The organism is Micromonospora zhanjiangensis (genome assembly GCF_042650605.1).
GTDB classification, from domain to species: domain Bacteria; phylum Actinomycetota; class Actinomycetes; order Mycobacteriales; family Micromonosporaceae; genus Micromonospora_J; species Micromonospora_J zhanjiangensis.
This window is the reverse complement of record NZ_JBHSBN010000019.1, coordinates 68163-94543: the sequence shown is the minus strand read 5'-3', so window position 1 is coordinate 94543 and position 26381 is coordinate 68163. Positions and strand designations below refer to the sequence as shown.

The following is a 26381-nucleotide window of genomic DNA, read 5'->3' as shown; positions in this document are numbered from 1 at the left end:
GCTCCGCTCCGCTGCACTCCTCGCGCTCACCGGGCCCCCCCAGCGTTGAGCAGCGGGCCGGGTCGGTCCGCGGTCTCGGCGTCGACCGGCGTGGTCTTTCCGGCGGAGATCCGGACCACCGCGCCGGAGGTGACGCCCAGCGTGCGCCGTACGGTCGCGCCGGGCGAGTTGGTCGGCAGCCAGACCAGATCCTCGGGCATCTCGGTCCGCAGGGCCGGCAGGGTGATCGCACCCCGGTCGGTGCCGACCGTGACCGGGTCGCCGTCGGCCACGCCGAGCGCGTCCGCGGTGGCCGGCGCCAGCCGGACCACCGGCGGTCGGGCCGTGCCGCCGAGGTACTCGTCGCCCTCGGTCAGGGTGCCCAGGTCGATCAGCTGGTGCCAGGTGACCAGCACCGCCTCGCCCGGACCGGGCCGGGCCGGTTCGACCGGGTCGACCGCGGGCGCGGACGGCCGGTCGGCCCGGCTGGCCGGCAGGCCGCCCAGCTCGCGGCGGACGGTGTTGACGTCGCCGGTGCCCAGCTCCACGTCGAGCTGCGCGGCGATCGCGTCCAGCACCCGGCCGTCGTTCATCGCCGGGGTGTTGAGCACCGCCTCGAAGGTGCGCAGCCGGCCCTCCCAGTCCAGGAAGCTGCCGGCCTTCTCGGCCACCGGGGCGGCCGGCAGGACCACGTCGGCCCGCCGGGTGACCGAGCTGCCCCGCAGCTCCAGGCTGACCAGGAAGGGCACCCGGTCCAGGGCCTCCTCGGCCAGTCGCGGGTCGGTCAGGTCGGCCGGGTCCACCCCGGCGACGACCAGCGCGCCGATCCGCCCGGCCGCGGCCGCGGCGATGATCCCGTCGGTGTCCCGACCGGCCGCGCTGGGGATGACCCCGGCGGGCACGTCCCAGGCGCCGCCGAGCTCGGCGCGCGCCGCCGGGTCGACCACGGCCCGGCCGCCGGGCAGCAGGTTCGGCAGGCAACCCGCGTCGACCGCGCCGCGGTCACCGGCGCGCCGCGGCACCCAGGCCAGCTTCGCCCCGGTACGCCCGGCCAGCGCCGCCGCCGCCGACAGTCCACCCGGTACGGTGGCCAGCCGCTCGCCGACCAGCAGGATCGCGCCCGGCTCGGCCAGCGCCTCGGCGACGGTGGGGTGCTCGGCGAGCACCTCCGCCTCCTGGCCCGGCGTCACCCGGGCGATCTTCCCGCCGAGCTTGGTGATCCCCCGGCTGGCGAACGGCGCCAGCGTCAGGACCCGCAGGCCCTTCTTCTGGTACGCCTTGCGCAGCCGCAGGAAGAGGATCGGGCACTCCTCCTCCGGCTCCAGCCCGGCGATCACCACGGCCGGCGCGGACTCGATGTCGGCGTAGGTCACCCCGGTCCGTCCGGCCACCTCGGCGGCCAGGAACTCGGCCTCCTCGGCGGAGACCGGCCGGGCCCGGAAGTCGATGTCGTTGGTGTGCAGGGCGATCCGGGCGAACTTGGCGTACGCGTAGGCGTCCTCGACGGTCAGCCGGCCGCCGGTCAGGACGCCCACGCCGTGCGCGCCGTCCCGCGCGGCCCGCAGCCCGTCGGCGGCGACGGCGAGCGCCTCGCTCCAGGACGCCTCCCGCAGCTCACCGGTCTTCGCGTCCCGGACCAGCGGATTGACCAGCCGGTCGGTGGCGGTGGCGTAGCGGAAGCCCCACCGGCCCTTGTCGCAGTTCCACTCCTCGTTGACCGCCGGGTCGTCGCCGGCCAGCCGCCGCGTCACCTTGCCCCGCCGGTGGTCGGTGCGCTGGGCGCAGCCGGCCGAGCAGTGCTCGCAGACGCTCGGGGTGGAGACCAGGTCGAACGGCCGGGCCCGGAACCGGTACTGGGCACCGGTCAACGCGCCGACCGGGCAGATCTGCACGGTGTTGCCGGAGAAGTACGAGTTGAACGGCACGTCGCCGGTGTCCGCGTCCGGCTCCCCGCCGGACCGGCCGTCGCCGGGCTGGCCACCGTACGTCTCGTCCCGGTAGATGTTGATCTCCTCGGCGGACGACCGGCCCATCAGGTCGATGAACTTGTCGCCGGCGATCTCCTCGGAGAACCGGGTGCAGCGCTGGCACAGCACGCAGCGTTCCCGGTCGAGCAGCACCTGGCTGGAGATGTTGAGCGGCTTGGCGTACTCCCGCTTGTGCTCGTGGAACCGGGAGTCGGTCCGGCCGGTGGACATCGCCTGGTTCTGCAGCGGGCACTCGCCACCCTTGTCACACATCGGGCAGTCGAGCGGGTGGTTGACCAGGAGCAGCTCCATGATGCCCTCCTGCGCCTTCTTGGCGACCGGGGAGCTGAGCTGGGTCTTGACCACCATCCCGTCGGCGATGGTCTGGGTGCAGGAGGCCACCGGCTTGCGCTGGCCCTCCACCTCGACCAGGCACTGCCGGCAGGCACCGGCCGGCGCGAGCAGCGGGTGGTCGCAGAACCGGGGGATCGCGATGCCCATCTGCTCGGCGACCCGGATCAGCAGCGCCCCCTTGGGCGCGGTGACCTCGATCCCGTCGATGGTCAGCGTGACGGTGTCGGTCTGCTTGGCAACGTCGGTCATCAGTGCGCCCCCACCAGGGTCTTCTCCGACAGCCTGGGAGCTGTGCGGCCCTCGATGTAGTCGAGATAGTCCTGCTTGAAGTACTTCAGCGAGGACGTCACCGGGCTGGTCGCGCCGTCGCCGAGACCGCAGAACGACCGGCCGAGAATGTTGTCACAGGTGTCCAGCAGGGTGTCCAGGTCCTCCTGGGTGCCCTGACCGGACAGGATCCGCCGGTAGACCCGGACCATCCAGTAGTTGCCCTCCCGGCAGGGAGTGCACTTGCCGCACGACTCGTGGTGGTAGAACTCCAGCCACCGGTAGGTCGCGTAGACCGGGCAGTCCTGGTCGGAGAAGATCTGGGTGGCCGTGGTGCCGAGGATCGACCCGGCCGCCGCCACCCCCTCGAAGTCCAGCGGCACGTCCAGGTGCTCGGCGGCCAGCAGCGGGGTGGACGAGCCGCCCGGCGTCCAGAACTTCAGGTTGTGCCCGGGCAGCATCCCGCCGGCCAGCTCGATCAGCTCGCGCAGCGTGATACCCATCGAGCACTCGTACTGGCCGGGGTTGGCGATCCGGCCGGAGAGCGAGTAGATCATCGGACCGGACGACTTCTCGGTGCCCATGGTCTTCCACCAGTCGGCCCCGCCCAGCACGATGTACGGCACGCTGGCGATGGTGCCGACGTTGTTGACCACCGTCGGGCAGGCGTACAGGCCATGGGTGGCCGGGAACGGCGGGCGCAGCCGGGGCTGACCGCGGAAGCCCTCCAGCGAGTCCAGCAGCGCCGTCTCCTCGCCGCAGATGTACGCGCCGGCCCCGCTGTGCACCACCACGTCCAGGTCGAAGCCCGAACCGAGGATGTCGGTGCCGAGGTAGCCGGCCGCGTACGCCTCGGCGACCGCGTTGCGCAGTCGCCGGGCCGCGTGCACCGCCTCGCCCCGGATGTAGATGTAGGCGCGGTTGGCCCGGATCGCGTACGACGCGATGATCACGCCCTCGATCAGCGAGTGCGGGTCGTGCGTCATCAGCGGCAGGTCCTTGCAGGTGCCCGGCTCGCCCTCGTCGGCGTTGACCACGAGGTAGTGCGGCTTGCCGTCGCCCTGCGGGATGAAGCCCCACTTGAGCCCGGTCGGGAAGCCCGCGCCGCCCCGGCCGCGCAGGCCGGAGTCCTTGATGAGCTGGATCAGGTCGTCCGGGTGGGAGCCGATCGCCTTGCGCAGCGCGGCGTACCCGTCGAGCTGCTGGTAGACGTCCAGCCGCCACGCCTCGGGCGACAGCCAGCGCTTGGTCAGCACCGGCGTGAGCTTCTCCAGCGTCTCCCGACGTGGGGCGCTGTGCTCGGTCACTTCCCTGCCTCCTTCTCGCCCTCGCCGGTGGCCTCGCGGCCGTCGGTCGAGGTCGCGGCGTCGCGGGCCGACTCGCGCTCACCGGCCGTGCCGGCCGCCGCGTCGTCGAGGTTGCGCTGCTGGGCGGTGGTTCCCTCGCCGGCCGGCTTCGCGTCGGCGGCCGGCCGGTTCTGCGCCGACCCGGCCGCCTCGGCGGCGCGGGCGTCGGCCGGCACCGGCGGGGCACCGTCGACCGGGCCACCCAGACCGGGCGCGTCCGGCACCGCGGTCTTCGCGTCCGGCGAGCGGGTCTCGGCCGTACGGATCTGGGGCGACTTGACGTCCGGCGCCTTCACGTCCGGAGCGGTGCTGCCGGTCTTCTCCGGCTGCGCCGGGGTGGCCGACCCCGGCTGCCCGGCGGTGGGCCGGTCGGCCGGCTTGGCGGTGGCGGGCTTGTCGGCCGGTTTCGCCCCGTCCGCACGCTTGGCCGCGACCGCCTGCTTGTCGGCGGCCTCCTTGCTGCGGATCGGCGTGTTCGGGTCGAAGCCGGCCACCGCGATGCCGTGCTCCTGCGCCAGCCGCAGGCCGCGCAGCGTCGGCGCGCCGGCCGGGCCGTCGGCCACCGCCTCGGGCCGCGGGTCGGCGAAGCCGGCGAGCTGCACCGACATCTCCTTCAGCGTGCACAGCCGGGCGCCCCGGGTGGGCATCGGCCGGCCGCCGGCGCGCAGCTCGTCCACCACGTGTACGGCGGTGTCCGGGTCGACGCCGTCGAAGAAGTCGTAGTTGACCGTCATCACCGGGCCGTAGTCGCAGGCCGCCAGGCACTCGGCGTGCTCCAGGGTGATGCTGCCGTCGGCGGTGGTCTCGTCGTGCCCGACGCCCAGGTGCTCGGCCAGCGTGTCGTAGACCTGCTGCCCGCCGAGGACGTTGCACATCGTGTTGGTGCAGACGCTGACCAGCCAGTCGCCGGTGGGCCGACGCTTGTACATGGTGTAGAAGGTGGCGACCGCGCCCACCTGGGCCTTGTTGATGCCCAGCACCTCGGCGCAGAACTCCACGCCGGCCGGCGAGACGTAGCCCTGGACCGACTGCACCAGGTGCAGCAGCGGCAGCAGGGCCGAGCGGGACCGGTCGGCCGGGTAGCGGGCAATGATCTCCCGGGCCCGGTCGTAGGTCTCTGCGGTGAACGGCACGGCGGATCCTTCGTTCGCGACGGCGCCTGCGCGCGGCGCCGGGGCCGCTGGGGACTGCGTGGTCATCGGTCGCACCCACCCATCACCGGGTCCAGCGAGGCGCCACCGGCGATCACGTCGGCGATCAGGCCGCCCTCGGAAATCGCGGGCAGGGCCTGGAGGTTGACGAAGCTGGGTTCCCGGTAGTGCACCCGGTAGGGCCGGGTGCCACCGTCCGAGACGGCGTGCGCGCCCAGCTCGCCCCGGGGGCCCTCGATCGCCACGTAGACCTGGCCCGGCGGGACCCGGAAGCCCTCGGTGACCAGCTTGAAGTGGTGGATCAGCGACTCCATCGACTGACCCATGATCTTGGCGACGTGTTCCAGCGAGTTGCCCATGCCGTCCACCCCGATGGCGAGCTGCGCGGGCCAGGCGATCTTCTTGTTGGCGACCATGACCGGACCCGGCCGGAGCCGGTCCACCGCCTGCTCGACGAGCTTCAGCGACTCGCGCATCTCGGCCAGCCGGACCTGGTACCGGCCCCAGACGTCACCGTCGTTCGAGGTCGGCACGTCGAACTCGTACGTCTCGTAGCCGCAGTACGGCATGGTCTTGCGCAGGTCCCAGGCGAGGCCGGCGGAGCGCAGCACCGGGCCGGTCACGCCCAGCGCCACGCAGCCGGTGACGTCCAGCACCGCGACGTTCTTGGTCCGCTCGACCCAGATGGGCTGGCCGGAGAGCAGGTCCTCGTACTCCTTGAGCTTCTTCGGCATCATCTTCAGGAACTCGCGGATCTTGACGATCGCCTCGTCCGGTACGTCCTGCGCGACGCCGCCCGGCCGGACGTACGCCATGTTCATCCGCAGCCCGGTGATCATCTCGAAGATGTCCAGGATGTACTCGCGCTCGCGGAAGCCGTACAGCATGATCGAGATGGCGCCGAGTTCCATGCCGGTGGTGGCCAGCCAGACCAGGTGCGAGGCAATCCGGTTGAGCTCCATCATCAGCACCCGGATGGTGTTGGCCCGCTCGGTGATCTCGTCGGTGATGCCGAGCAGCTTCTCCACCGCGAGGGAGTACGCCGTCTCGTTGAAGATCGGGGCGAGGTAGTCCATCCGGGTCACGAAGGTGGAGCCCTGCACCCAGTTGCGGTATTCGAGGTTCTTCTCGATGCCGGTGTGCAGGTAACCGATCACCGACCGGACCTCGCGGACCGTCTCGCCCTCGAGCTCCAGGACCAGCCGCAGCACGCCGTGCGTGGACGGGTGCTGCGGACCCATGTTGACGATGATCCGCTCGTCGTTGATCGGGTCGGTGGCGCCGACGACGGTGTCCCAGTCGCCGCCGGTGACCGTGAAGACGCGGCCTTCCTCGGTCTCGCGCTCGGTCGCGTAGCCGGGAGTGGTGGTCATTGGTAGCTCCTCCGCTCGTCGGGTGGCGGGATGGTGGCGCCCTTGTACTCCACCGGCACGCCACCCAGCGGGTAGTCCTTGCGCTGCGGGTGGCCCTCCCAGTCGTCCGGCATCAGGATCCGGGTCAGGTTGGGGTGGCCCTCGAAGACGACCCCGAACATGTCGTAGGTCTCCCGCTCCTGCCAGTCGGCGGTCGGGTAGACCGCCGTCACGCTCGGCACCCGCGGGTCCTCGGCCGGTACGGCGACCTCCAGCCGGACTCGCCGGCGGTAGGTCATCGAGGTCAGGTGGTAGGTGACGTGCAGCCGCCGCTCGTCGGCGCCCAGGTAGTCCACCCCGGACACCGAGCTGCACAGCTCGAAGCGGAGCGACTGGTCGTCCCGCATCACCTGGCAGACCTCGGCGATCCGCTCCGGCTGCACGTGCAGGGTCAGTTCGTCCCGGTCGACGACCACCTTCTCGATGGCGTCGGCGAAGGCCGGGTACGCCTCCTCCAGCGCGTCGCGGACCTCGTCGAAGTACCCGCCGTACGGCCGGGGGGTGTCCTCCACGCCGACCCGGTGCCGGGCCAGCCCGCCGAAGCCGGAGGTGTCGCCGGAGCCGTGCACGCCGAACATGCCCCGGCCGGCCTTGCTGGCCGGCGGGAACTCGGCCGGCGCACCGGTGTTCGCACCGACCGGCGGGGCCACCGCCGGCACGCCGCCACCGGGCTTCTCACTCGGCGCCGTCATGAGGAAACACCCCCACCCACGTGGTTCTGGGCCTTCATCCAGTTCTCGATCCGCAACTGTTCCTCGCGGCCCTCGGCCACCGCCCGGGTCCACTCGGCCCGGCGGGCCTTGTCCGACCGGTACGACGAGGGCATCGAACCGTACGGGACGACCGGGACGTCGCCGCGCTCGACCCGGGCGGCCAGCATCTTGCGGCCGTTGGCGCCCAGCGGCTCGTGCATGATCTTCTCGCGCAGCTTCAGGATCGCGTCGATCAGCATCTCCGGCCGGGGCGGGCAGCCGGGCAGGTACATGTCGACCGGCACCACGTGGTCCACGCCCTGGACGATCGCGTAGTTGTTGAACATGCCGCCGCTGCTGGCGCAGACGCCCATCGAGAGCACCCAGCGCGGCTCGGCCATCTGGTCGTAGATCTGGCGCAGCACCGGGGCCATCTTCTGGCTGACCCGGCCGGCGACGATCATCAGGTCGGCCTGCCGGGGCGAGGCCCGGAAGACCTCCATGCCCCACCGGCCCATGTCGTAGTGCGGGCCACCGGCGGCCATCATCTCGATGGCGCAGCAGGCCAGTCCGAAGGTGGCCCCCCACACCGACGACTTGCGCGACCAGTTGACCAGCTTCTCGACCGAGGTGAGCAGGACACCGGCCGGAAGTTTCTCCTCGATACCCATTCCGGACTCCTCCCTCAGTCCCAGTCCAGGCCGCCGCGCCGCCACACGTAGGCGTACGCGACGAAGACCGCGGCGATGAACAGCACCATCTCGACGAAGCCGAAGGCGCCCAGCAGGTCGAACGAGACCGCCCACGGGAACAGGAAGATGATCTCGATGTCGAAGACGATGAAGAGCATCGCCGTCAGGTAGAACTTGATCGGGATCCGGCCGCCACCGACCGGTTCCGGGCTGGGCTCGATGCCACACTCGTACGCGTCGAGCTTTGCCTTGTTGTAACGCCGTGGTCCGGCGATGCGCGCGGACGCGACGGAGAACAGGGCGAAGGCCGCGGCGATCGCGAACAGCCCAATGATGGGTACGTAAGGCGAGAGCGACATGGTTTCTCCTGCTCGTCCTTCCCTGCCCTCGGCGGACAACAAAAATTCACACTATTAACAGCTCTCCGGGCCGCTCCGCCCGGGGTGCCGTTCTCGTTCGACGTCCGCCCGCTGGGGTGGCCGCCGTCACACGGCCGGCGCGACCTTGGTCATTGCGTTGATCACCCGGTCCATCGCGTCCCCGCCGCGCGGATCGGTCAGGTTGGCCAGCAGCTTGAGCACGAATCGCATCAACGTCGGGTGCGGCATGCCGTGCCGGGTCGCGATCCGCATGATCTCCGGCCGGCCGATCAGCTTCACGAAGATCCCGCCGAGCCGGTAGTAGCCGCCGTAGCGGGCCTTCAGCTCGGTCGGGTAGTGGGCCAGCGCCCGCTCCCGGTCGGCACCGGCCGGTCGGGCCAGCGCCTGCACCGCGACCTCGGCGGCCAGCTCGCCGGACTCCATGGCGTAGGCGATGCCCTCCCCGTTGAACGGGTTGACCATGCCGCCCGAGTCGCCGACCAGCAGGACGCCCTTGGTGTAGTGCGGGACCCGGTTGAAGCCCATCGGCAGCGCCGCGCCGAGGATCGGACCGTCGGCGTTGGCCTCGTCGGTCATCCCCCACTCCGGCGGGGTGTTGGCCAGCCAGTCGGTCAGCAGCCGCCGGTAGTTGGTCTTGCCGAACGCGGACGACGAGTTGAGCACGCCGAGGCCGACGTTGACCCGGCCGTCGCCCATGCCGAAGATCCAGCCGTAGCCGGGCAGCAGGTTGTCGCCGCTCTCCTTGCTGCGCAGTTCGAGCCAGGACTCCAGGTAGTCGTCGTCGTGCTTGGCCGGCGAGTGGTAGTAGCGGCGGACCGCGACCCCGATCGGGCGGTCCTCCCGCTTGGTCAGCCCCATGGCGAGCGGGAACCGGCCGGACACCCCGTCGGCCGCGATCACCAGCGGCGCGTGGAACGCCGCCGGCTCCTTGCCGGGACCGACCTGGGCCCGTACGCCGATCGACCGGCCGGCGTCGTCCAGCACCGGACCGGTGACGTTCACCCCGGTACGCAGCACCGCGCCGGCCGTCACCGCCTGCTTGGCGAGCATGTCGTCGAAGTCGAGCCGGGTCCGGACCAGGCCGTAGTTGGGGAAGCTGGCCAGGTCGGGCCAGTCCAGTTCGAGGCGTACCCCGCCGCCGATCACCCGCAGGCCCTTGTTGCGCAGCCAACCGGCCTCGGGCGAGGTGTCGATGCCGAGCTTGATCAGCTGCTTGACGGCCCGCGGGGTGAGCCCGTCGCCGCAGACCTTCTCCCGCGGGAACTCGGTCTTCTCCAGCAGCAGCACCCGCAGCCCGTGCCGGGCCAGGTGGTACGCGGTGGTGGAGCCACCGGGGCCGGCGCCGACCACGATCACGTCGGCGTCGTTCTCGACGGTGCTCACTCCGCGCCTCCCTCCGGACTCGCTCGTGAATTCCTTCACAAGCCACGTTCGGGTGGAGTCTATGACCGCGTCTACCGTGCCACCTGGTTAGGCGACCCTAACCAGGCAAGGTGAGCTGGCCGGGGCTACTCCGCCGGCCGATCGGGCGGGCGTTGCCGGGCCCCGGCGGCGGTGTCGTCGTCCCGCTGCGGCGGGGCCGGGGTGTATCCGGAGCCGAACGGGGTCCCGGGCGGCAGTTGGTCCCGCAACCGACCGCCGCTGGCCCGGTCGAGGGCCGCCAGCACCTCGGCCACCACCTGCTGAACGCCGGCCGGGTCGGATCCGGCGAGGTCCCGGATCTGGGCGACCAGATCCGCCGCTTCGGCCCGTGCCGACCCGCTGTCGTCGCCCGCCGGCCGGTCACCGTCGGGCCGAACCACCCCCGCCATGGCCGGAGCCTATGCCGACAAAGCCGGCCACAAGCCGCGAACGGTGGAAAATCACCCCGGGGCGACGCGGTACCGGCGCGGGCTCACTCCCGGACGGCGCGGTGCAGGGCGACGACGCCCCCGGTCAGGTTGCGCCAGGCCACCCGGCCCCAGCCGGACTCCGCGATCTTCGCGGCCAGGCCGGCCTGGTCCGGCCAGGCCCGGATCGACTCGGCCAGATAGACGTAGGCGTCCGGGTTGCTGGACACCGTCCGGGCCACCGAGGGCAACGACCCCATCAGGTACGTCAGGTAGACGGTCCGGAACAGCGGGTTGACCGGGGTGCTGAACTCGCAGACCACCAACCGGCCGCCGGGCCGGGTGACCCGGGCCATTTCGCGCAGCGCGGCGCCCGTGTCCACCACGTTGCGCAGCGCCAGCGAGATGGTCACCGCATCGAAGCTGGCGTCCGGGAACGGCAGCCGGAGCGCGTCGCCGGCCAACAGCGGCACCTCGGGCCGGCGTCGCCGACCGGCCATCAGCATCCCCACCGACAGGTCCAACCCCACGGCGTACGCGCCGGAGACGGCCAACTCGGCGGTGGAGACCCCGGTGCCGGCGCCGACGTCGAGCACCTTCTCGCCGGGGCGCAGGTCGAGCGCGGTCCGGGTGGCCCGGCGCCAACCCCGGTCCTGGCCGAAGGAGATGACGGTGTTGGTCAGGTCGTACCGCTCGGCCACCCCGTCGAACATGGTGGCGACCTCGTGCGGCTGCTTGTCCAGGCCGGCGCGCTGGCCGTGCGGTGTGCGGCTCACGTCGTCCTACTCTGCCAGCCCGGCCGGACGGCGTACGCCACGGGTGGCTCCCGATACGCCGCTGGGCGGGACGGCGACCCGTCCCGCCCAGCGGCGTGATGTGTTGCACGGGCCGGTGCGGCCCTGGACCGTCAGGCGGTCGGCTTCTCGTCGTCCGGGGTCACCAGGACCACCCGACGACGGCGGGCCAGCAGGAACAGCACCCCGCCGACGAGCAGGACACCGAGGCCCACGCCGCCGATCAGGCCGGCCTGCACGCCGGTCACCGGCAGGCCGCCACCGGATCCGTCGCCGCCGCCGTCACCGCTTCCCCCGTCCTTGACGGTGATGACGATGGGCGCGACGTTGTTGGCCGGGTTCGAGTCGGCGTTCTTCAGTCCGTTGAAGATCTCGATCGTCCCGTCGGTGACCGGCGCCGAGACCACCCGGAACCGCAGCGGGAAGTCGAACGTCACCCCGGGCTCGAACTCGCTCTCGAACGAGCACCGCAGCTCGGTGGCCTCGGTGACGTTCGGGTTGCCGTCCTTGTCCTGGCAGTACGGGTACCCGTCCGGACCGGGGTTCACCACCCGGGTGCCGGCCGGCGCCTTGACGGTGATGCCCGCCGCGCCGCTGGCCGGACCGTTGTTGGTGGCGGTGAAGGTGACCGTGACCACGTCACCGACGGCGCCGGCGGCCGGCTTGGCGGTGATCGCCAGGTCGACCGGGTTGGCGGCGGCGAACACGGAGAACCCGGCGTAGTTGTCGGTCGGGTCGGCCTCGGCCTTCTTCCTGGTCGCGGCGTCGGCCTTCCGGACGACTCCGCCGGCCGCGACCCGGGCGTCCGCCGCCGGGTCGTCCGCCGCGATGTCGGCCGTGCCGTAGCCGACGACCACGCCACCGGTCAGCGCCATCGGTCCCGGCGCGTTCTTCGCGACCTTCACCCGGATCGGGTCCTCCGACTGGAAGACGTCACCGGGACGCAGCACCTGCTTGGGCTGGACGCAGTGCGCCACGGTGTTGTCCTCGTCGTACGTGCACCCGGGCAGCCTGTCGGCGAAGGTGACCCAGTACGGCAGCCCGATCTCGTAGACCAGGCCCTTGGCGGCCCGGCTGCCCTCGTTGTACAGCGCCCACTGCAGTTCGCCGGTGCCACCGGGGGCGACCGGCTTGTTGGTCGCGTAGTTGGCGTACACGTCCCGGGCGACGACCGCCAGGTCGTAGCCGGCCGGCGCCGCCTGCACGTGGACCGTCGTGGTGTTGTTGCCGGTGTCCGGGTCGGCGGTGGCCGAGGAGACGGTGACGGTGAACGAGCCGGCGTCGCCCTTCTTCTTGGCGGTCGTGGCGATCAGCGCGGGGAAGCTGGTGTCGGTGGCGCCGTCGGCCAGGTCGCCGATCACGCAGCTCGACTTGGTCGGGTGGTTGGGGGTGCCACCCTCGGTCCGGCAGTCCGGGCCGGACGGCAGTCCGAACTGGAGGACGTCACCCTTGATGTTGCTGGCGTCGACGGTGATCCGGACGGCCTCGGCCTTGTTCGGGCCCTCGTTCGACAGCCGGACCCGGAACTGCTTGTACGCCGCGTTCTTCACCACCCGCTCGCCGGAGACGGAGAGGTTGAGGTCCGCGGTGGGGGTGGGTTCGGCGGACGCCGCGACCGGTACGGCCGCGACCGTCGCGGTCGCGAGCAGCGCGACGAGCCCGCCGCGCACGGCGGATCCCAGGTGCTTGACGTTCATACGACTCCCGGAGCTGAGCAAGTGCGGGGTGGACAGCTGACGACGCCGGCCGCCGTGGTGGCGGAACACCGTGGGCGGGACGGTGACCCGTCCCGCCCAGCGGCTCTATGTGAACGGCCCCATGGGCCGGTGGAGTACGACCGTCAACCTGTCGGTGCTGGGACGTTATCGGTCGACGCGCTCCTCCGCCAGCCCCACGATCAGCCCGCTGGCCTGCACGGCTAAAGATCATTTAAGAAATGCCCGGATTGATGGCTCTTTCCGCGGCCGATCGCGGCCGGGCTCAGCCGTTCGGCCGGCAGAGATCACCGGCTCGGCGGGCAACCACCGACCAGATCGTCGGTCCCGGGCCGGAAACGCCAGGTCAACGCGCGGCTACCGGACGTCGACCAGGGGCAACGAGCGGCCGGCCCCGCCGCCCGGCAGGGCGATCGACGAGAAGTGCGAGACCACCCGGTCGTCGCTCGGGTCGTCGGCCGGGGTCCGGTGCACCGCCAGGTGCCGGTAGAGGGTGTCCCGCTGGGCCGGGATCCGGCCGGCCGAACGGATCATCCAGATCAGCTCGTGCAGGTTGGACCGGTGCCGGGCGCCGGCCGAGGAGATCACGTTCTCCTCCAACATGATCGACCCGAGGTCGTCCACCCCCATGTGCAGGGCGAGCTGCCCGACCTCCTTGCCGGTGGTCAGCCACGACGCCTGCAGGTGCGGCACGGTCTCGAAGAACAGCCGGGCGGTGGCGATCAGCCGCAGGTACTCGTCGTTGGTGGCCTGGGTCCGGCCCTTGAGGTGGTTGTTCTCCGGCTGGTACGTCCACGGGATGAAGGACCGGAACCCGCCGTAGCCGCCGGCGTCCGCCTGGTCCTGCACGTCGCGGATCATCCGCAGGTGCTCGATCCGCTCGGCGTGCGTCTCCCCGGTGCCCATCATCATCGTCGCGGTGGACTCCACCCCGAGCCGGTGGGCCAGCGCCATCACGTCGCACCACCGCTCGCCCGACTCCTTGAGCGGCGCGATCGCCTTGCGGGGGCGCTCGGGCAGCATCTCGGCGCCGGCCCCGGCGATCGAGTCCAGGCCGGCGGCCTTGATCCGGGTGATGGCCTCCTCCAGCGAGACGCCGGAGACCTTGGCCATGTGCAGGACCTCGCTCGGCCCGATCGAGTGGATCGTCAGCTGGGGGTAGGCCCGCTTGACCGAGGAGAACAGCTCTTCGTAGTACTCCACGCCGTAGTCCGGGTGGTGCCCACCCTGCAACATCACCTGCGTGGCGCCCAGCTCGACCGCCTCGGCGCAGCGCCGCAGGATCTCCTCGGTCGGGTGGGTCCAGCCCTCCTTGTGCTTCGGCGCCCGGTAGAAGGCGCAGAACTTGCACGCGGTCACGCAGACGTTGGTGTAGTTGATGTTGCGATCGATGATGTAGGTGACGATCCCGTCCGGGTACCGCCGCCGGCGCACGGCGTCCGCCGCCTCGCCGAGGGCGTGGAACGGCGCCTCCGTGTAGATCAGCAGCGCCTCCTCCGGCGTGATCCGGCCGCCGTCGGCGCCGCGCTGCAGGATGTCGTCGATCTCCCGGCTCACAGTCACGCGTTCGAGCGTACGCGGCCCGCCCACCACCGTCCCGTCCAGCCGTTCCGCCTGTGACGCACCTCCACCGCAGGCCGCGAGGCGAAGGCTACGGGGAATCGATCGTCAGGCCGCGGAGAAACCCGGACCAGCTCATCGGATCGAAGGCCAGGACCGGCCCATGCGGGTCCTTGGAATCCCGTACGGCCACCGCCCGGCCCAAGTCGGCGAACTCCAGGCAGTCGGCGTTCGAGCCGCTGCGGGTGGACTTGCGCCAGACCGCGCCGGTCAGGTCCGCTGGCCTCATCTGGGCTCACTCCCGCTCGTACTCCGTTGCGACCCGGGCAACGAACTCCACCGACTCGGCCGGGCTCAACGCCACCCGGGCCAGCCTATCCGCCTCTCGCCGGAAGTGCGTCACCTGCGGCGCCTCCTCCAGGAACAGCCCGGCCAGTTTGTGGTCCAGGTAGACCACCGATCGGTTGCGCGGGAAGTCGAAGAGCGCGAACGACCCGTCCAGCCCGGTATGCCCGCCGACGGCCATCGGCACCACCTGGAGCGTGACGTGGGGCGCTCGGCGGCATCGAGCAGGTGGCGCAACTGACGGACCATGACGCGAGTCCCGCCGAGCACCCGGCGCAACACCATCTCGTCGATCATCGCGTGCACGACGGGCGGTGTCGGCCGGCTGAGGATCGCCTGCCGGCCGAGCCGGGCGGCCACCCGGGACTGCGCCTCGTCCTCCGGCACGCCACAGCCGGCCATCACGGCGTGGCTGTAGTCCGGGATCTGCAGCAGGCCGGGCACCAGCAGCGGCTGCCAGTTCACGATCCCGGTCGCCTCGGCCTCCAGCCGGATCAGCGTGCGGGACTCGTCGGAGAGCCCACCGATCGCCTCCCACCAACCGGTCTCGGCGGACCGCTCGGCCATCCCGAGCAGTCGCTTGCGTTCGTCACCGGTGACCCCGTAGATCACCAGCAGGGACGCGACATCGGCGGCCTGGACACCCTGGATGCCGGCCTCTATCCGGGACAGCTTGGACGGTTGCCAGCCCAACCGGATCGCCACCTGCCGCTGCGGCAGCCCACGCGTCCGCCGCAGCTCGCGCAACTCGCCACCGAGCCCCCGACCGACCACCGTGGGTTGATTCGTGCCTGACATCCACGACTCCGGGGCCGATCCCGTCGGTGGTCGAGCACTTCCGGCCGCGTGGATACGACGAACCGCCGCCGCCCAGCGACGCGGAGCGGGAGGCGGCCCGCTACACCATCGTTCTCGTGCCACCCGAGGCGGGTGAGGCGCTCAGCCGCGATCGGGGCGAGGTCGGCCTGCAGATGTACCGCGACACCGACTGGGATCACTGCCCGGCGCACCTGGACGAGGCGGTCAAGCTGATCGAGGACGCCTGCGGCGAGAGCGTTGCCCTGGTCGAGCACCGCTCCGACCTCACCTATTGGACTGCGCGTCTCCGCAGCGACTGAAGCGCGTCGATACCCGCCCGCCGGAGCCGGACACAATTTTGGGGCTACATCAAAGATGTAGTACGTACATCGAATTTGATGTAGCGCCAAAAGTGGGACGCCTCCCGGCCCGGCGCCGCTCCCGGACCGCCGCCAGCTTCACGACCAGCCAGCAGCTCACGAACAGCCAGCAGCTCCCGACCACGCAGCGCCGCGCGACCCGCCAGGCAAAGCGCCGCGCGACCAGCCGGGCCGGGCCGGGCTGCGGGATCAGGCGTCGTAGTCGACGACCAGGCGGTCGGTGGTCGGGCTGGACTGGCAGGTCAGGACGTAGCCGGCGGCCACCTCGTCCGGCTCCAGGGCGTAGTTGCGGGCCATCGTCACCTCGCCCTCGACCACCTTGGCCCGGCAGGTGGAGCAGACCCCGCCCTTGCAGGCGTACGGCAGCTCGCCGCGGACCTTCAGCGCCGCGTCGAGGACCCGGTCCTCGCGGCCCATCCGGAAGCTCGACGCGCGGCCGTCCAGCATGATCGTGACATCGGCACCGGCGGTGCTGTCCTCGACCCGACGGGGCGGGGTGGGCGGCTCGTCGACGTGGAACAGCTCGGTGTGCACGGCGGCCGGTGGCACCCCGCGCCCGGTGAGCACCCTGGTCGCCTCGGTGACCAGCCCGTACGGGCCGCACAGGAACCACTCGTCGATGCTGTCGGCGGGCACGATGGTGTCCAGCAGCCGGGTCAGCCGGTCGGCGTCCACCCGGCCGGAGAGCAGCGGCGAGTCGCCCGGTTCGCGGGACAGCACGTGCACCAGGTGCAGCCGGGTCGGATAGCGGTCCTTCAGGTCGGCCAGTTCCTCGGCGAACATGACGCTGCGGGCGTACCGGTTGCCGTAGACCAGGGTGAAGGTGCTGGCCGGCTCGACGGCCAGCGCGGTGGCGACCAGCGCGAGCACGGGGGTGACGCCGGAGCCGGCGACCACCGCGCCGTAGCGGCGCTGCCGGTCCGGCGCGAACGCCGTGGTGAAGTGCCCGAGCGGCGGCAGCACCTCGATGGTGTCGCCGGGCCGCAGGGTGCTGGCGGCGAAGCCGGAAAAGGCGCCGCCGGGGATCTCCTTGACCCCGATCCGGAGCCGTCCGTGCGCGGCCAGGTCCGCCGGCGTCGAGCAGATCGAGTACGACCGCCGCACGTCCTCGCCGTCGGCGTCGTGCACCCGACGGACGGTGATGTGCTGGCCGGCCCGGAACGCGAAGATGTCGCGCAGCTCGGGCGGCACCGCGAAGGTGATGGCGACCGAGGCCTCGGTCAGCCGGTCGACCGCGGCGACGGGCAGCGGGTGGAACACCGGCCGGCGGCGTGCCGGGCGGGTGATGGTCACGGTCACAGCGGCTTCACCTGGTCGAAGGGGTCACGGCAGGTCCGGCAGCGCCACAGCGCCTTGCACGCGGTGGAGCCGAACCGGCTGAGCTGTTCGGTGTCCACCGACCCGCAGCGCGGGCAGCGCACACCGAGGGTGAGCGGCACCGGGCCGGTCCGGGTGGCCGGGCCGGGTGGGGCGATGCCGGCCTCGGCGAGTTTGGCCCGGCCGGCCGCGGAGATCCAGTCGGTGCTCCAGGCGGGCGCGAAGACCGTCCGTACCTCGGCGTCGGGGTGACCGGCGGCGGCCAGCGCGGCCCGGATGTCGGCCCGGATCACGTCCATGGCCGGGCAGCCGGAGTAGGTCGGGGTGATGGTCACGGTGATCCGGCCGGTCGCCGGGTCCGCGGCCACCCCGCGCAGGATGCCCAGGTCCTCGATGGTCACCACCCGGATCTCCGGGTCGACCACCGCGGCGACCGCGTCCCGCGCGGTCCGCACCGGGTCTGCCGCCTCGCCGCCGGACGGACCGGTCGGTGCTACGGCGGCCGCCGGATCCGTCATCGTCGTCACCCCGCCGGTCACCAGCGCGCGCCCGGGTGGGCGCGGTGCAGCACCTGCATCTCGGCCAGCAGGTAGGACAGGTGCTCGGTGTGCACGCCGGACCGACCGCCGGACGGCGCCCACCCGTCGGCCGGCCGGTCCAGGGTCGCCTCGGTGAGCACCGGTTCCACGGCGGACAGGAACGCCGCGCGCAGCCCGGCCGGGTCGACCGGGGCCGCCGGGTCCGCCGCGAACAACTCATGGGTGTACGGCCAGATCGCGTCCACCGCGTCCTGCATGCGCCGGTGCGACTCGGCGGTGCCGTCGCCCAGCCGGACCGTCCACAGCGCGCTGTGTTCGAGGTGGTAGGCCGACTCCTTGCGGGCCTTCGCGCCGATCGCGGCCAGCCGCTCGTCCGCGCACCCGCTCAGCGCCGTGTAGAGCGGTAGCTGGTACGCCGACAGGAACAGCAGCTTCGCCATGGTCACCGCGAAGTCGCCGTTGGGCAGCTCGACCAGCTGGCAGTTGTGGAACTCCCGGTCGCCGCGCAGGAACGCCAGCGCGTCCTCGTCCCGGCCGGCGCCCTCCAACTCCCCCGCGTACGACAGCAGCAGGCGGGCGGCGCCGAGCTGGTCGAGCGCGATGTTGGCCAGCGCGATGTCCTCTTCCATCTCCGGCGCGGCGGCGGCCCACTCGCCGAGGCGCTGGGCTGCCACCAGGGCGTCGTCGGCCAGCCCGAGCAGGTATCCGACCGTGGTGGTCACAGGTGGGCCACCCCGTCCGGCACCTCGTAGAAGGTCGGGTGCCGGTAGACCTTGTCGGCGGCCGGGTCGAAGAAGGCGTCCTTCTCGTCCGGGCTGGACGCGGTGATCGCGGCGGCCGGGACCACCCAGATCGACACGCCCTCCTGGCGGCGGGTGTAGAGGTCGCGGGCGTTGTGCAGGGCCAGTGTCGCGTCCGGCGCGTGCAGGCTGCCGACGTGACTGTGCGACAGTCCGCGCCGGGCCCGGACGAACACCTCCCACAACGGCCACCCAGCCGGTCCGGTCATGTCCGGTTGCTTCCTCTCGTCGTTCACGCCGCCACCGCCGTCGGGTCGGCCGACCGCTTGGCCGCGTACGCCGCAGCGGCCTCGCGGACCCAGGCTCCGTCGGTGTGTGCCCGGCGGCGGTGTTCCATCCGCTGCCGGTTGCACGGACCGTCGCCCTTGATCACCCGCATCAGCTCGTCGTAGTCCGGCTGGGTGTAGTCGTGGGCCTGACGCTCCTCGTTCCACCGCAGGTCCGGGTCGGGCAGCCGGAGACCGAGGATCTCGGCCTGCTGCACGCACATGTCGACGAACCGCTGGCGCAGTTCGTCGTTGGAGAACCGCTTGATCTTCCAGGCCATCGACTGGGCGGAGTGGGTCGAGTCGGCGTCCGGCGGCCCGAACATCGCCAGCGACGGGTACCACCAGCGGTCGACCGCGTCCTGGGCCATCGCCCGCTGCGCCGGGGTGCCGTGCGCCAGGGTGTGCAGGATCTCGTAGCCCTGCCGCTGGTGGAACGACTCCTCCTTGCAGACCCGGATCATCGCCCGCGCGTACGGGCCGTACGAGCAGCGGCACAGCGGCACCTGGTTGACGATCGCGGCGCCGTCCACCAGCCAGCCGATGGCACCGACGTCGGCCCAGGTCAACGTCGGGTAGTTGAAGATCGAGCTGTACTTCTGCCGACCGGTGAGCAGCAGGTCGACCAACTCGTCCCGGGTTACCCCCAGGGTCTCGGCCGCGGCGTACAGGTAGAGGCCGTGACCGGCCTCGTCCTGGACCTTGGCCAGCAGGATCGCCTTGCGCTTGAGCGACGGCGCCCGGGTGATCCAGTTCCCCTCGGGCTGCATGCCGATGATCTCGGAGTGGGCGTGCTGGGCGATCTGCCGGATCAGCGCCCTGCGGTACGAGTCGGGCATCCAGTCCCGCGGTTCGATCTTCTGATCGGCCTCGATCAGCGCGGTGAAGTGGTCCTGCAGCTCGACGCCCGGCGGGGGTCCGTCACCGTCGGAACGGGACAACCCACGGGCGGCCGCCTCGCGCAGCGCGGCCTCGGCCGCCTCGACCTGACTCAGCAGGCCGCCCGCGGCGTCGTCGGGTCCGGAGAAGTCGTTGCCGTACACCCGACAAGTGTTACAGCTAGCGGACAGTTAGGCCAGAGCGTGTCACACATATATCGATCCAACCACCAGGCGTGATTCCGTCGACCACCCGGTGCGACCACGCGCTTCGCTCTTCAGCGTGACACTCATCACACCCTTTCGCCAGATTTCGTCCGGGAGTGCCCAGCCGGGGGCGAAACTCTTTGCCTTTGGCAACAATCGGTTCTCGGAAAGGTGGCGCCCTCTTCCTGGGCACGTAGAATTCGCGGCCGGCACCCCCGGAGGCCGCCCCGGCCTCCACGGCCCGCGCCCGGTCGCCCCCGTCCGAACCTCTGGAGCCCCCCGCACGTGCGTCCAAGTATGGAGAAAGCGTTTCCCACCGTCGCCCGGGCGGACCACCCGGGCGAGGGACAGCGGCATGTCGACCACCTCGCCATGACCGTCACCTGGGTACCCTCCGGACTGACCCCGTCGGCTCCACCCCCCATACCCGTGCTCCCGGCCTCGGAGAGGTCCCAATGACCGGCCCGTACCGTCCCGCCAGCCGACGTCGCCGACATCGGCGCGCGTCGCTGCCCCGGCGGTTGGCCCTGATCGCCGGCCTGGTCGTGGTCGTCCTCGCCGGCCTGCGCCTGGTGCCCGGTTCCCCGTTCGCGGCCGACGCGGTCGCGAGCTGGGGCCGCACGATACTGCCCGGCGCGAGCCAGAACGGGACCGGCGGGGTCGGCTCCGGCGGCGGTCGGCCGTCGCCTACACAGACACCGTCACCGCTGCCGCCGCTGCCGATCCGGCCCGCGGCCGTCAAGGTGGACATCCCCGACGGCTGGGTGAGCTGGGCGATGATGGACCGGCGCACCGGCAAGATCAGCGGGTCGGCGAACATGACCGAGACCAGCACCACCGCATCGATGATCAAATCATGGATCGTGGCGGACTTCCTGCGCCGCAACGCCGAGCAGGGCACCACCCCCAGTGACGCCCGGATGCGCCAGGTCAGCATCACGATCCGGGACAGCGACAACGACGCCGCCGAGGCCCTGTGGCGGCTGGTCGGCCGGGAGAAGTCGATCGATCGGTTGATCGACATCTGCAAGCTGACCGACAGCAGCGCGGTGAAGGGCTTCTGGAGCAACACCCACCTGTCGCCCCGGGACATCACCCGGCTGGGCGCCTGCATCGCCGACGGCCGGGCCGCCGGCCCGAAGTGGACCAAGTACCTGCTCGGCGAGATGGAGGCGGTCCGCGGGGTCGGCAACTTCGGGATCCGCCTCGCGTTCCCGGAGGACGAGCAGGACGACATCGCCATCAAGAACGGCTGGGTCACCCGCGAGGACGAGGGCAACTGGCACGTCAGCTGCCTGGCCATCGGCGACGGCTGGTCGGTGGGCGTGATGACCCGCTACCCGATCAAACTGGGCTTCGAGTACGGCACCAAGGTCTGCCTGAACGTCGGCAAACAGCTCCTGGCCACCTGACCGGTCCGGGCGCGGCCGGTTCCGGGGAGGCCGGGTCGGTGATTCCGGGCCGCCGCCGGACGTACCGCCCGGTCGGTCAGACCGGGAAGAACTCCGGGCCGCCCTCGGGCAGCGCCGGCACCGCGCCGAGCGCCGCCGCCCGCCGGGCGAACTCCCGCAGGCCGGCGACCTGCCGGTCCCCCAGCGAGAAGTCCAACGCCCGGAAGTAGTTGGCCAGGGTCGCCGCGTCGAACGGCTCCCAGCGCGCCGCTGCGGCGGCCACCTCGTCCAGCTCGGCCAGGCACAGGTCACGGGAGCGCAGGAACGCCTCGTGCACCTCCTTGACCTGGCCGGGGTGCTCGGCGGCGAAGTCCCGGCGGACCGCCCACACGGCGAACACCATGGGCAGCCCGGTCCAGTCCCGCCAGTCCTGACCCAGGTCGGTCACGGTCAGACCCTGACCGGGAGCCTCGTACAGCGCGCGCAGCGCCACGTCACCGATCAGTACGCCCGCGTCGGCCTCCAGCAGCATCTGGGTCAGCTCCGGCGGGCAGCGGAAGTACTCCGGCCGGGCGCCGTACCGCTCGGCGAGCAGCATCTGGGCGAGCAGCACCCCGGTCCGCGACGTCGAGCCGAGCGCCACCTTCGCCCCGTCCAGTTCGGCCAGCGGCCGGGTGGACACCACGTTGACCGACAGCACCGGACCGTCACTGCCCACCGCCAGGCCGGGCAGGAGCAGCAGCTCGTCGGCGTGCCGCAGGTACTCCACGAGCGAGATGGGGCCGATGTCCAACTGGCCGGCGACCAGGGCGGCGTTGAGCTGGTCCGGGGTGTCCTTGTGCAGGTCGACGTCGATCAGCGCGCCGGACCGCATCAGCCCCCAGTAGATCGGCAGACAGTTCAGGAACTGGATGTGACCGACCCGGGGCCGCCGTAGCTCGCTCATGCCGCCGACCGTATCCCGCATTCCGGAACGACCGCCCGGCGGTGGCCCGCTTTGTGGCCGACAGCGCACGCGCCGGCTACGGCGTCCCGCTACCGGCGGCGCAGCAGCGCGCGGGTGTCGATCTCGAACGGAAACGGCCCGGTCGCCGTCAGCGTCTCGCCGTCCTTCGCGACCGCGTGCTCGACGTAGTGCTCACCGTCGAGGCGGAGCAGCCTCAGCGTCACCGTGTCCGGGTACTCCGATTCCACCAGGAGGTACCACCCGATCCGGGCGGCGGCGTACAACTGCATCTTCAACAGGCGGTCGGTCCCCGCGTTGCCCGGCGAGACCACCTCACCCACCAGCACCACGTCCGCCGCGTCGATGATGGTGACGTTGTCGATCGGCGTCACCACGAGATTGGGAATGAAGATCCGGCCGCCGGCGAGGCGAACATTTACCGCTTCGTAGACCCAGAGGCCGGCCCCGTCGGCCGGCGGGTCGACCAGATTGGCCAGCCGCCGCGAAATGTGCTGATGGCGCGTGGTCGGTGCCGGGCTCACCAGCAGACTCCCGTCGAACAGCTCGATCCGATTGGCGGTCTCACCGAGTGCGAGGTACTCGTCCTCAGTCCACGGACCCACATGCTCAAGCACGGCAACGCTCACCTCCCCACGACTTCTGCCTCACAGGGTGCCATGCCGGCCGCCACGAAACGGCGACCAAATTCGGTGGAGGGAGGGAGTGGGCGCCGCGTAGGCTGGTCCACCGCTTGACGGCCGTGGTGAGGTAGCCACCGCAGCGGACGTCCCCACGCGCCAGGGACTCTTCCCCGGATACGCGAGCGAGCCGACCGAACCCGCCAAGAGGATCACCGTGCCCGCAACGGATCTCGACACCGACCTCGCCGCCGAACGTGATCACCTGGCCGCCTCCCGGGTGGCCCTGCGGCACATGCGGGAGCGCGCCGAGGCGCTCTTCGCCACCGGTGACAAGGTCGCCGGCGACGCGTACACCGCCGAGCAGTTGGGCCGGCACATGGCCCGCCGGGTGGCCGAACTGGCCGACGACCCGACCACCCCGCTGTTCTTCGGCAAGCTGACCTTCGGCGCGGACCGGCACCACGTCGGCCGGCGGCACGTCACCGACGAGGCCGGCGAACCGATGGTGCTGGACTGGCGGGCGCCGATCTCCCGGGCGTTCTACCGGGCCAGCGCCCGCGACCCGCAGGGCGTCACCGTCCGGCGCCGGTTCGGTTTCAACGCCGGCGAGCTGACCAGCTTCGAGGACGAGCACCTGGACCGGGGCGAGGAACTCGGCACGGCCAGCCGGATCCTCACCGCCGAGATCGAACGGCCCCGGGTCGGCCCGATGCGCGACATCGTCGCCACCATCCAACCCGAGCAGGACGAGCTGGTCCGCGCCGACCTGGCCGACTCGATCTGCGTACAGGGGGCACCCGGCACTGGGAAGACGGCGGTGGGGCTGCACCGCGCCGCGTACCTGCTCTATCTGCACCGGGAGCGGCTGCGCCGGTCCGGGGTGCTGATCGTCGGACCGAACCGGGCGTTCCTGTCGTACATCGCCGCGGTGCTGCCCGCGCTCGGCGAGGTCGAGGTGGCCCAGGCCACCGTCGAGGACCTGGTCGCCCGGGTGCCGGTCCGCGCGGTCGACCCGCCGGCCGCCGCCGCGGTCAAGCACGACCCGCGGCTCGCCGAGGTGCTCCGCCGGGCCCTGCACGGGTACGTCCGCAAGCCGACCGACCCGATCATGGTGTCCGACGGGTCGTACCGCTGGCGGATCGAGCCGGAAGCCCTGCGCCGGGTGGTCGACGAGGCCCGCCGGGAGGGGCTGCCCTACGGCACCGGCAGGGAACGGGTCCGGGCCCGGGTGGTCGGCCTGCTGCAACGGCAGGCCGAGGCCCGCCGGGCCGAGTCGCCCAGCGACGCCTGGCTGCGCCGGATGGGAAAGTGCAAACAGGTGACCGAGTTCCTCGACGCGTGCTGGCCGGCGGTCGCCCCGGAAGGGCTGGTCTTCACCCTGCTCTCCGACCCGGCGGCCCTCACCGAGGCGGCTGGTGAGCTGCTCACCGCCGAGGAGCAGCAGGCCCTGCTGTGGGCGAAGCCGGCGCGTACCACCAAGGCCACCCGGTGGACGGCGGCGGACGCGATCCTGATCGACGAGGCGGCCGGGCTGATCGAACGCGCCCCCGGCTTCGGGCACATCGTGGTCGACGAGGCGCAGGACCTCTCCCCCATGCAGTGCCGGGCCATCGCCCGGCGCAGCGAGCACGGCTCGGTCACCCTCCTCGGCGACCTGGCCCAGGGCACCGAGCCGTGGGCCGCCACCGACTGGCGCGAGTCGCTGGCCCACCTCGGCAAGCCGGACGCCGCCGTCGTCCCGCTGACCATCGGGTTCCGGGTGCCGGCCGCCGTGGTCGAATTCGCCAACCGGCTGCTGCCGGCGCTGGGCGTCGACGTACCCGCCGCGCAGTCGCTGCGGTCGGACGGTGAGCTGGCCGTCCGTACCGTGACCGAGCTGGAGCCCGCGACGGTGGCCGAGGTGCGGGCGGCGCTGGCGCACGACGGCTCGGTCGCGGTGATCGCCGCGGACGACGCGGTGGACCGGCTGCGCGCGGCGCTGGCCGCGGCCGGGGTGGACAGCGCCACCGCCGACGACGTCGAGACCGCGGCGCGGGTCACCGTGGTGCCCGCCACCCTGGTCAAGGGCCTGGAGTACGACCACGTCATCGTCGTCGAACCGGCCCGGATCGTGACCGCCGAGCCGCGCGGCCTGCACCGGTTGTACGTGGTGCTGACCCGGGCGGTGTCCCGCCTCGCCGTCCTGCACACCGACCCGCTCCCCGCTCCCCTTGCCTGAGCAGGCCGGCCTTCTTCAACGCCACAGCTTCCGCACCAGTTCGGTCGTCCGATAGACGCAAGAAACGAAAGTGGTTACGATGCTTGTGACGAGGAGGGGTGATGACTGCGGCCGCACTGAGGGAAGAGACGTACCTGCCGGAACCGGATGGGCATCTCGCCCAGGTCCACGACTTCATGCAGGCCCACGAGAGAGCGGGTCGGGGCAAGGTGGAGCCTCGATATTTTCTGGCTGGAGCCACTCCCGGTGACCGGGTAGAGCTTCCCGCCGAGATTCACGGCGTCCTTCGCCAGGTGGTCGAGGCTCTTCGTCAAGGGCTCGCGGTAACGGTCGCACCCCGGACCATGACGCTGACGACCCAACAGGCCGCCGATCTGTTGGGAGTCAGCCGGCCGACAGTGGTCAAATTGCTCGACGACGGCAGGATTCCGTTCGACCGAACGGGAACACATCGCCGGATCCTGCTGCCCGACCTGCTCGCATACAGAGAACGGCGCAGAGCCGAACAGTACGCCGCGCTTGAGGAAACGTCAGTAAGCATCGACGATGAGGAGGATCTCGATGCTGTGCTGCAGCGGCTGCGGAATGCACGTCGCTCGGTCGCGCGTCGACGCAAGGGCCTGACAGAATAAGCGGGTGTTCACCGCACTCCTCGACACCTGCGTCCTGTGGCCCAGCTTGCAGCGGGATTTCCTACTCTCTCTTGCCGTCGAAGGAATGTACCGACCTGTGTGGAATGCGGTCGTCCTTGAAGAGTTGGAGTTCGAGGAGCGGACGAAGCTCATCGAGCGGGGCAAGGACGAGGGCGAGGCGACCAAGCGGGCGCGCCGTCTCATCGAGCAGATGCGCCACCATTTCGACGATGCGGAAGTTACGGGGTGGGAAGGCCTGGACGGCACGTACGGCCTTCCCGATCCCCATGACGAGCATCTGGTTGCCGCAGCCGTCGTGGCCAGCGCGGGCGCCGTTGTCACCCACAACGTTCGAGACCTCCCCGCTGGCAAAATGCCCACCGGGATACAGGTGCTGACACCTCGTGAGTTCGCAGTGAACACGGTCTCTCTGGATCCTGTGCGGGCTCGGTCTGTCGTCAGGGGCATCGCCGCACGGTCAGGCAGGATGGGTCCCGTACGAACCGAAGAAGAGATCTTGGAAATACTCAGCAGCCGTTACGGGATGACATCCGCAGTCCAGACAATGGTTAAATCCATAGATGCGACTTGAACGCGTCGCCCCATCTGACAGTTGGGAGCTCACCGCGACTGACGAGCACGCCGCCGTCTATGAGGAGGCGCGGGCATCGCTGATGCTCGGCCAAATGGTGCACGACCGGCGGCTGGAACTCGGCCTGACGCAGGCTGAGTTGGCCCAACGGGCCGGCATGACGCAGCCGCAACTCTCTCGCCTGGAGTCGGGTGGGGCGACACCCACCCTCCCGCTACTGGCCCGGTTGGCGACAGCACTGAACGCCGACCTCGACATCGCGTTCCGCCCGCACGGCCCTCACGCGGCCTGAA

26 protein-coding genes and 1 pseudogene are annotated in these 26381 nt (G+C 71.3%); 6 read left to right on the top strand and 21 right to left on the bottom strand.

Going from position 1 to position 26381, the window contains the following annotated elements; all coding sequences use genetic code 11:
- Positions 1-26 precede the first annotated feature (26 nt).
- From ACFOX0_RS23725 to ACFOX0_RS23660, 14 genes and pseudogenes are all read right to left on the bottom strand, one after another.
- On the bottom strand, positions 27-2549 hold the full coding sequence (locus tag ACFOX0_RS23725) for an NADH-quinone oxidoreductase subunit G (RefSeq protein WP_377549767.1): 2523 nt from the start codon (positions 2547-2549) through the stop codon (positions 27-29).
- On the bottom strand, positions 2549-3874 hold the full coding sequence (nuoF, locus tag ACFOX0_RS23720) for an NADH-quinone oxidoreductase subunit NuoF (RefSeq protein WP_377549764.1): 1326 nt from the start codon (positions 3872-3874) through the stop codon (positions 2549-2551). The genes ACFOX0_RS23725 and nuoF overlap by 1 nt, the downstream gene beginning before the upstream one ends.
- Positions 3871-5112, bottom strand: a complete 1242-nt coding sequence (gene nuoE, locus ACFOX0_RS23715) for an NADH-quinone oxidoreductase subunit NuoE (RefSeq protein ID WP_377549762.1) — start codon at positions 5110-5112, stop codon at positions 3871-3873. Before nuoE ends, nuoF begins: the two co-directional genes overlap by 4 nt.
- Entirely contained in the window at positions 5109-6437 is a 1329-nt protein-coding gene (locus ACFOX0_RS23710) for an NADH-quinone oxidoreductase subunit D (protein WP_377549760.1), read from the bottom strand. The genes nuoE and ACFOX0_RS23710 overlap by 4 nt, the downstream gene beginning before the upstream one ends.
- A complete protein-coding gene (locus ACFOX0_RS23705; protein WP_377549758.1) occupies positions 6434-7168 on the bottom strand; it encodes an NADH-quinone oxidoreductase subunit C in 735 nt (244 codons plus the stop codon). The genes ACFOX0_RS23710 and ACFOX0_RS23705 overlap by 4 nt, the downstream gene beginning before the upstream one ends.
- A complete protein-coding gene (locus ACFOX0_RS23700) occupies positions 7165-7839 on the bottom strand; it encodes a NuoB/complex I 20 kDa subunit family protein (protein WP_377549756.1) in 675 nt (224 codons plus the stop codon). The genes ACFOX0_RS23705 and ACFOX0_RS23700 overlap by 4 nt, the downstream gene beginning before the upstream one ends.
- A 14-nt stretch (positions 7840-7853) precedes the next feature.
- On the bottom strand, positions 7854-8219 hold the full coding sequence (locus ACFOX0_RS23695) for an NADH-quinone oxidoreductase subunit A (RefSeq protein ID WP_377549754.1): 366 nt from the start codon (positions 8217-8219) through the stop codon (positions 7854-7856).
- Positions 8220-8345: 126 nt separating this feature from the next.
- Entirely contained in the window at positions 8346-9623 is a 1278-nt protein-coding gene (locus tag ACFOX0_RS23690) for a geranylgeranyl reductase family protein (protein WP_377549752.1), read from the bottom strand.
- Between the two features lie 125 nt (positions 9624-9748).
- Positions 9749-10051, bottom strand: a complete 303-nt coding sequence (locus ACFOX0_RS23685) for a hypothetical protein (protein ID WP_377549750.1) — start codon at positions 10049-10051, stop codon at positions 9749-9751.
- Between the two features lie 83 nt (positions 10052-10134).
- Positions 10135-10845, bottom strand: coding sequence for a demethylmenaquinone methyltransferase (locus tag ACFOX0_RS23680; RefSeq protein WP_377549749.1), 711 nt, complete (start codon positions 10843-10845; stop codon positions 10135-10137).
- Positions 10846-10976: 131 nt separating this feature from the next.
- Positions 10977-12560 carry a hypothetical protein gene (locus tag ACFOX0_RS23675; RefSeq protein ID WP_377549747.1) on the bottom strand — a complete coding sequence of 528 codons (1584 nt, stop codon included), beginning with the start codon at positions 12558-12560 and terminating at the stop codon, positions 10977-10979.
- A 375-nt stretch (positions 12561-12935) separates the two neighbouring features.
- The gene (mqnC, locus tag ACFOX0_RS23670; RefSeq protein ID WP_377549745.1) at positions 12936-14141 is read right to left on the bottom strand and encodes a cyclic dehypoxanthinyl futalosine synthase; all 1206 of its coding nucleotides are present in this window, start codon (positions 14139-14141) and stop codon (positions 12936-12938) included.
- An 88-nt stretch (positions 14142-14229) separates the two neighbouring features.
- A complete protein-coding gene (locus ACFOX0_RS23665) occupies positions 14230-14427 on the bottom strand; it encodes a DUF397 domain-containing protein (protein ID WP_377549743.1) in 198 nt (65 codons plus the stop codon).
- 6 nt (positions 14428-14433) lie between these two features.
- A pseudogene (locus ACFOX0_RS23660) lies at positions 14434-15281 on the bottom strand (helix-turn-helix domain-containing protein).
- 26 nt (positions 15282-15307) lie between these two features.
- On the opposite strand from ACFOX0_RS23660, the gene ACFOX0_RS23655 reads away from it, so the two are divergent.
- Entirely contained in the window at positions 15308-15601 is a 294-nt protein-coding gene (locus tag ACFOX0_RS23655) for a hypothetical protein (protein WP_377549741.1), read from the top strand.
- 249 nt (positions 15602-15850) lie between these two features.
- On the opposite strand, the gene paaE is transcribed toward ACFOX0_RS23655, so the two are convergent.
- The 5 genes from paaE to paaA all read right to left on the bottom strand — a co-directional run bounded on the left by paaE (position 15851) and on the right by paaA (position 19626).
- Positions 15851-16960, bottom strand: coding sequence for a 1,2-phenylacetyl-CoA epoxidase subunit PaaE (gene paaE / locus ACFOX0_RS23650; protein WP_377549739.1), 1110 nt, complete (start codon positions 16958-16960; stop codon positions 15851-15853).
- Positions 16957-17433 (bottom strand): 1,2-phenylacetyl-CoA epoxidase subunit PaaD, encoded by a 477-nt coding sequence (paaD, locus tag ACFOX0_RS23645; protein WP_377549839.1) that lies wholly within the window; start codon positions 17431-17433, stop codon positions 16957-16959. The genes paaE and paaD overlap by 4 nt, the downstream gene beginning before the upstream one ends.
- 80 nt (positions 17434-17513) lie before the next feature.
- A complete protein-coding gene (paaC, locus tag ACFOX0_RS23640; RefSeq protein WP_377549737.1) occupies positions 17514-18239 on the bottom strand; it encodes a 1,2-phenylacetyl-CoA epoxidase subunit PaaC in 726 nt (241 codons plus the stop codon).
- Positions 18236-18526 (bottom strand): 1,2-phenylacetyl-CoA epoxidase subunit PaaB, encoded by a 291-nt coding sequence (gene paaB / locus ACFOX0_RS23635; protein WP_377549837.1) that lies wholly within the window; start codon positions 18524-18526, stop codon positions 18236-18238. The genes paaC and paaB overlap by 4 nt, the downstream gene beginning before the upstream one ends.
- Positions 18527-18549: 23 nt before the next feature.
- Positions 18550-19626 (bottom strand): 1,2-phenylacetyl-CoA epoxidase subunit PaaA, encoded by a 1077-nt coding sequence (gene paaA, locus ACFOX0_RS23630; RefSeq protein WP_377549735.1) that lies wholly within the window; start codon positions 19624-19626, stop codon positions 18550-18552.
- A gap of 497 nt (positions 19627-20123) precedes the next feature.
- On the opposite strand from paaA, the gene ACFOX0_RS23625 reads away from it, so the two are divergent.
- Positions 20124-21080: a hypothetical protein gene (locus ACFOX0_RS23625; RefSeq protein WP_377549733.1), complete on the top strand. Its 957-nt coding sequence runs from the start codon at positions 20124-20126 to the stop codon at positions 21078-21080.
- A gap of 76 nt (positions 21081-21156) precedes the next feature.
- Here ACFOX0_RS23625 and ACFOX0_RS23620 read toward each other — a convergent pair whose 3' ends face one another.
- The gene (locus tag ACFOX0_RS23620) at positions 21157-22005 is read right to left on the bottom strand and encodes a menaquinone biosynthetic enzyme MqnA/MqnD family protein (RefSeq protein WP_377549731.1); all 849 of its coding nucleotides are present in this window, start codon (positions 22003-22005) and stop codon (positions 21157-21159) included.
- An 89-nt stretch (positions 22006-22094) separates the two neighbouring features.
- A complete protein-coding gene (locus tag ACFOX0_RS23615) occupies positions 22095-22652 on the bottom strand; it encodes a Uma2 family endonuclease (RefSeq protein WP_377549729.1) in 558 nt (185 codons plus the stop codon).
- Positions 22653-22860: 208 nt separating this feature from the next.
- Between ACFOX0_RS23615 and ACFOX0_RS23610 the strand changes: the two genes are divergently transcribed.
- From ACFOX0_RS23610 to ACFOX0_RS23595, 4 genes are all read left to right on the top strand, one after another.
- Positions 22861-24864, top strand: coding sequence for a HelD family protein (locus ACFOX0_RS23610; RefSeq protein WP_377549727.1), 2004 nt, complete (start codon positions 22861-22863; stop codon positions 24862-24864).
- A gap of 101 nt (positions 24865-24965) precedes the next feature.
- Positions 24966-25496, top strand: a complete 531-nt coding sequence (locus ACFOX0_RS23605) for a helix-turn-helix domain-containing protein (protein ID WP_377549725.1) — start codon at positions 24966-24968, stop codon at positions 25494-25496.
- 4 nt (positions 25497-25500) lie between these two features.
- Complete coding sequence (locus ACFOX0_RS23600; protein WP_377549723.1) at positions 25501-26088, top strand: PIN domain-containing protein; 588 nt, start codon at positions 25501-25503, stop codon at positions 26086-26088.
- A complete protein-coding gene (locus ACFOX0_RS23595) occupies positions 26078-26380 on the top strand; it encodes a helix-turn-helix domain-containing protein (protein WP_377549721.1) in 303 nt (100 codons plus the stop codon). The genes ACFOX0_RS23600 and ACFOX0_RS23595 overlap by 11 nt, the downstream gene beginning before the upstream one ends.
- The last annotated feature ends 1 nt before the right edge of the window (position 26381 follow it).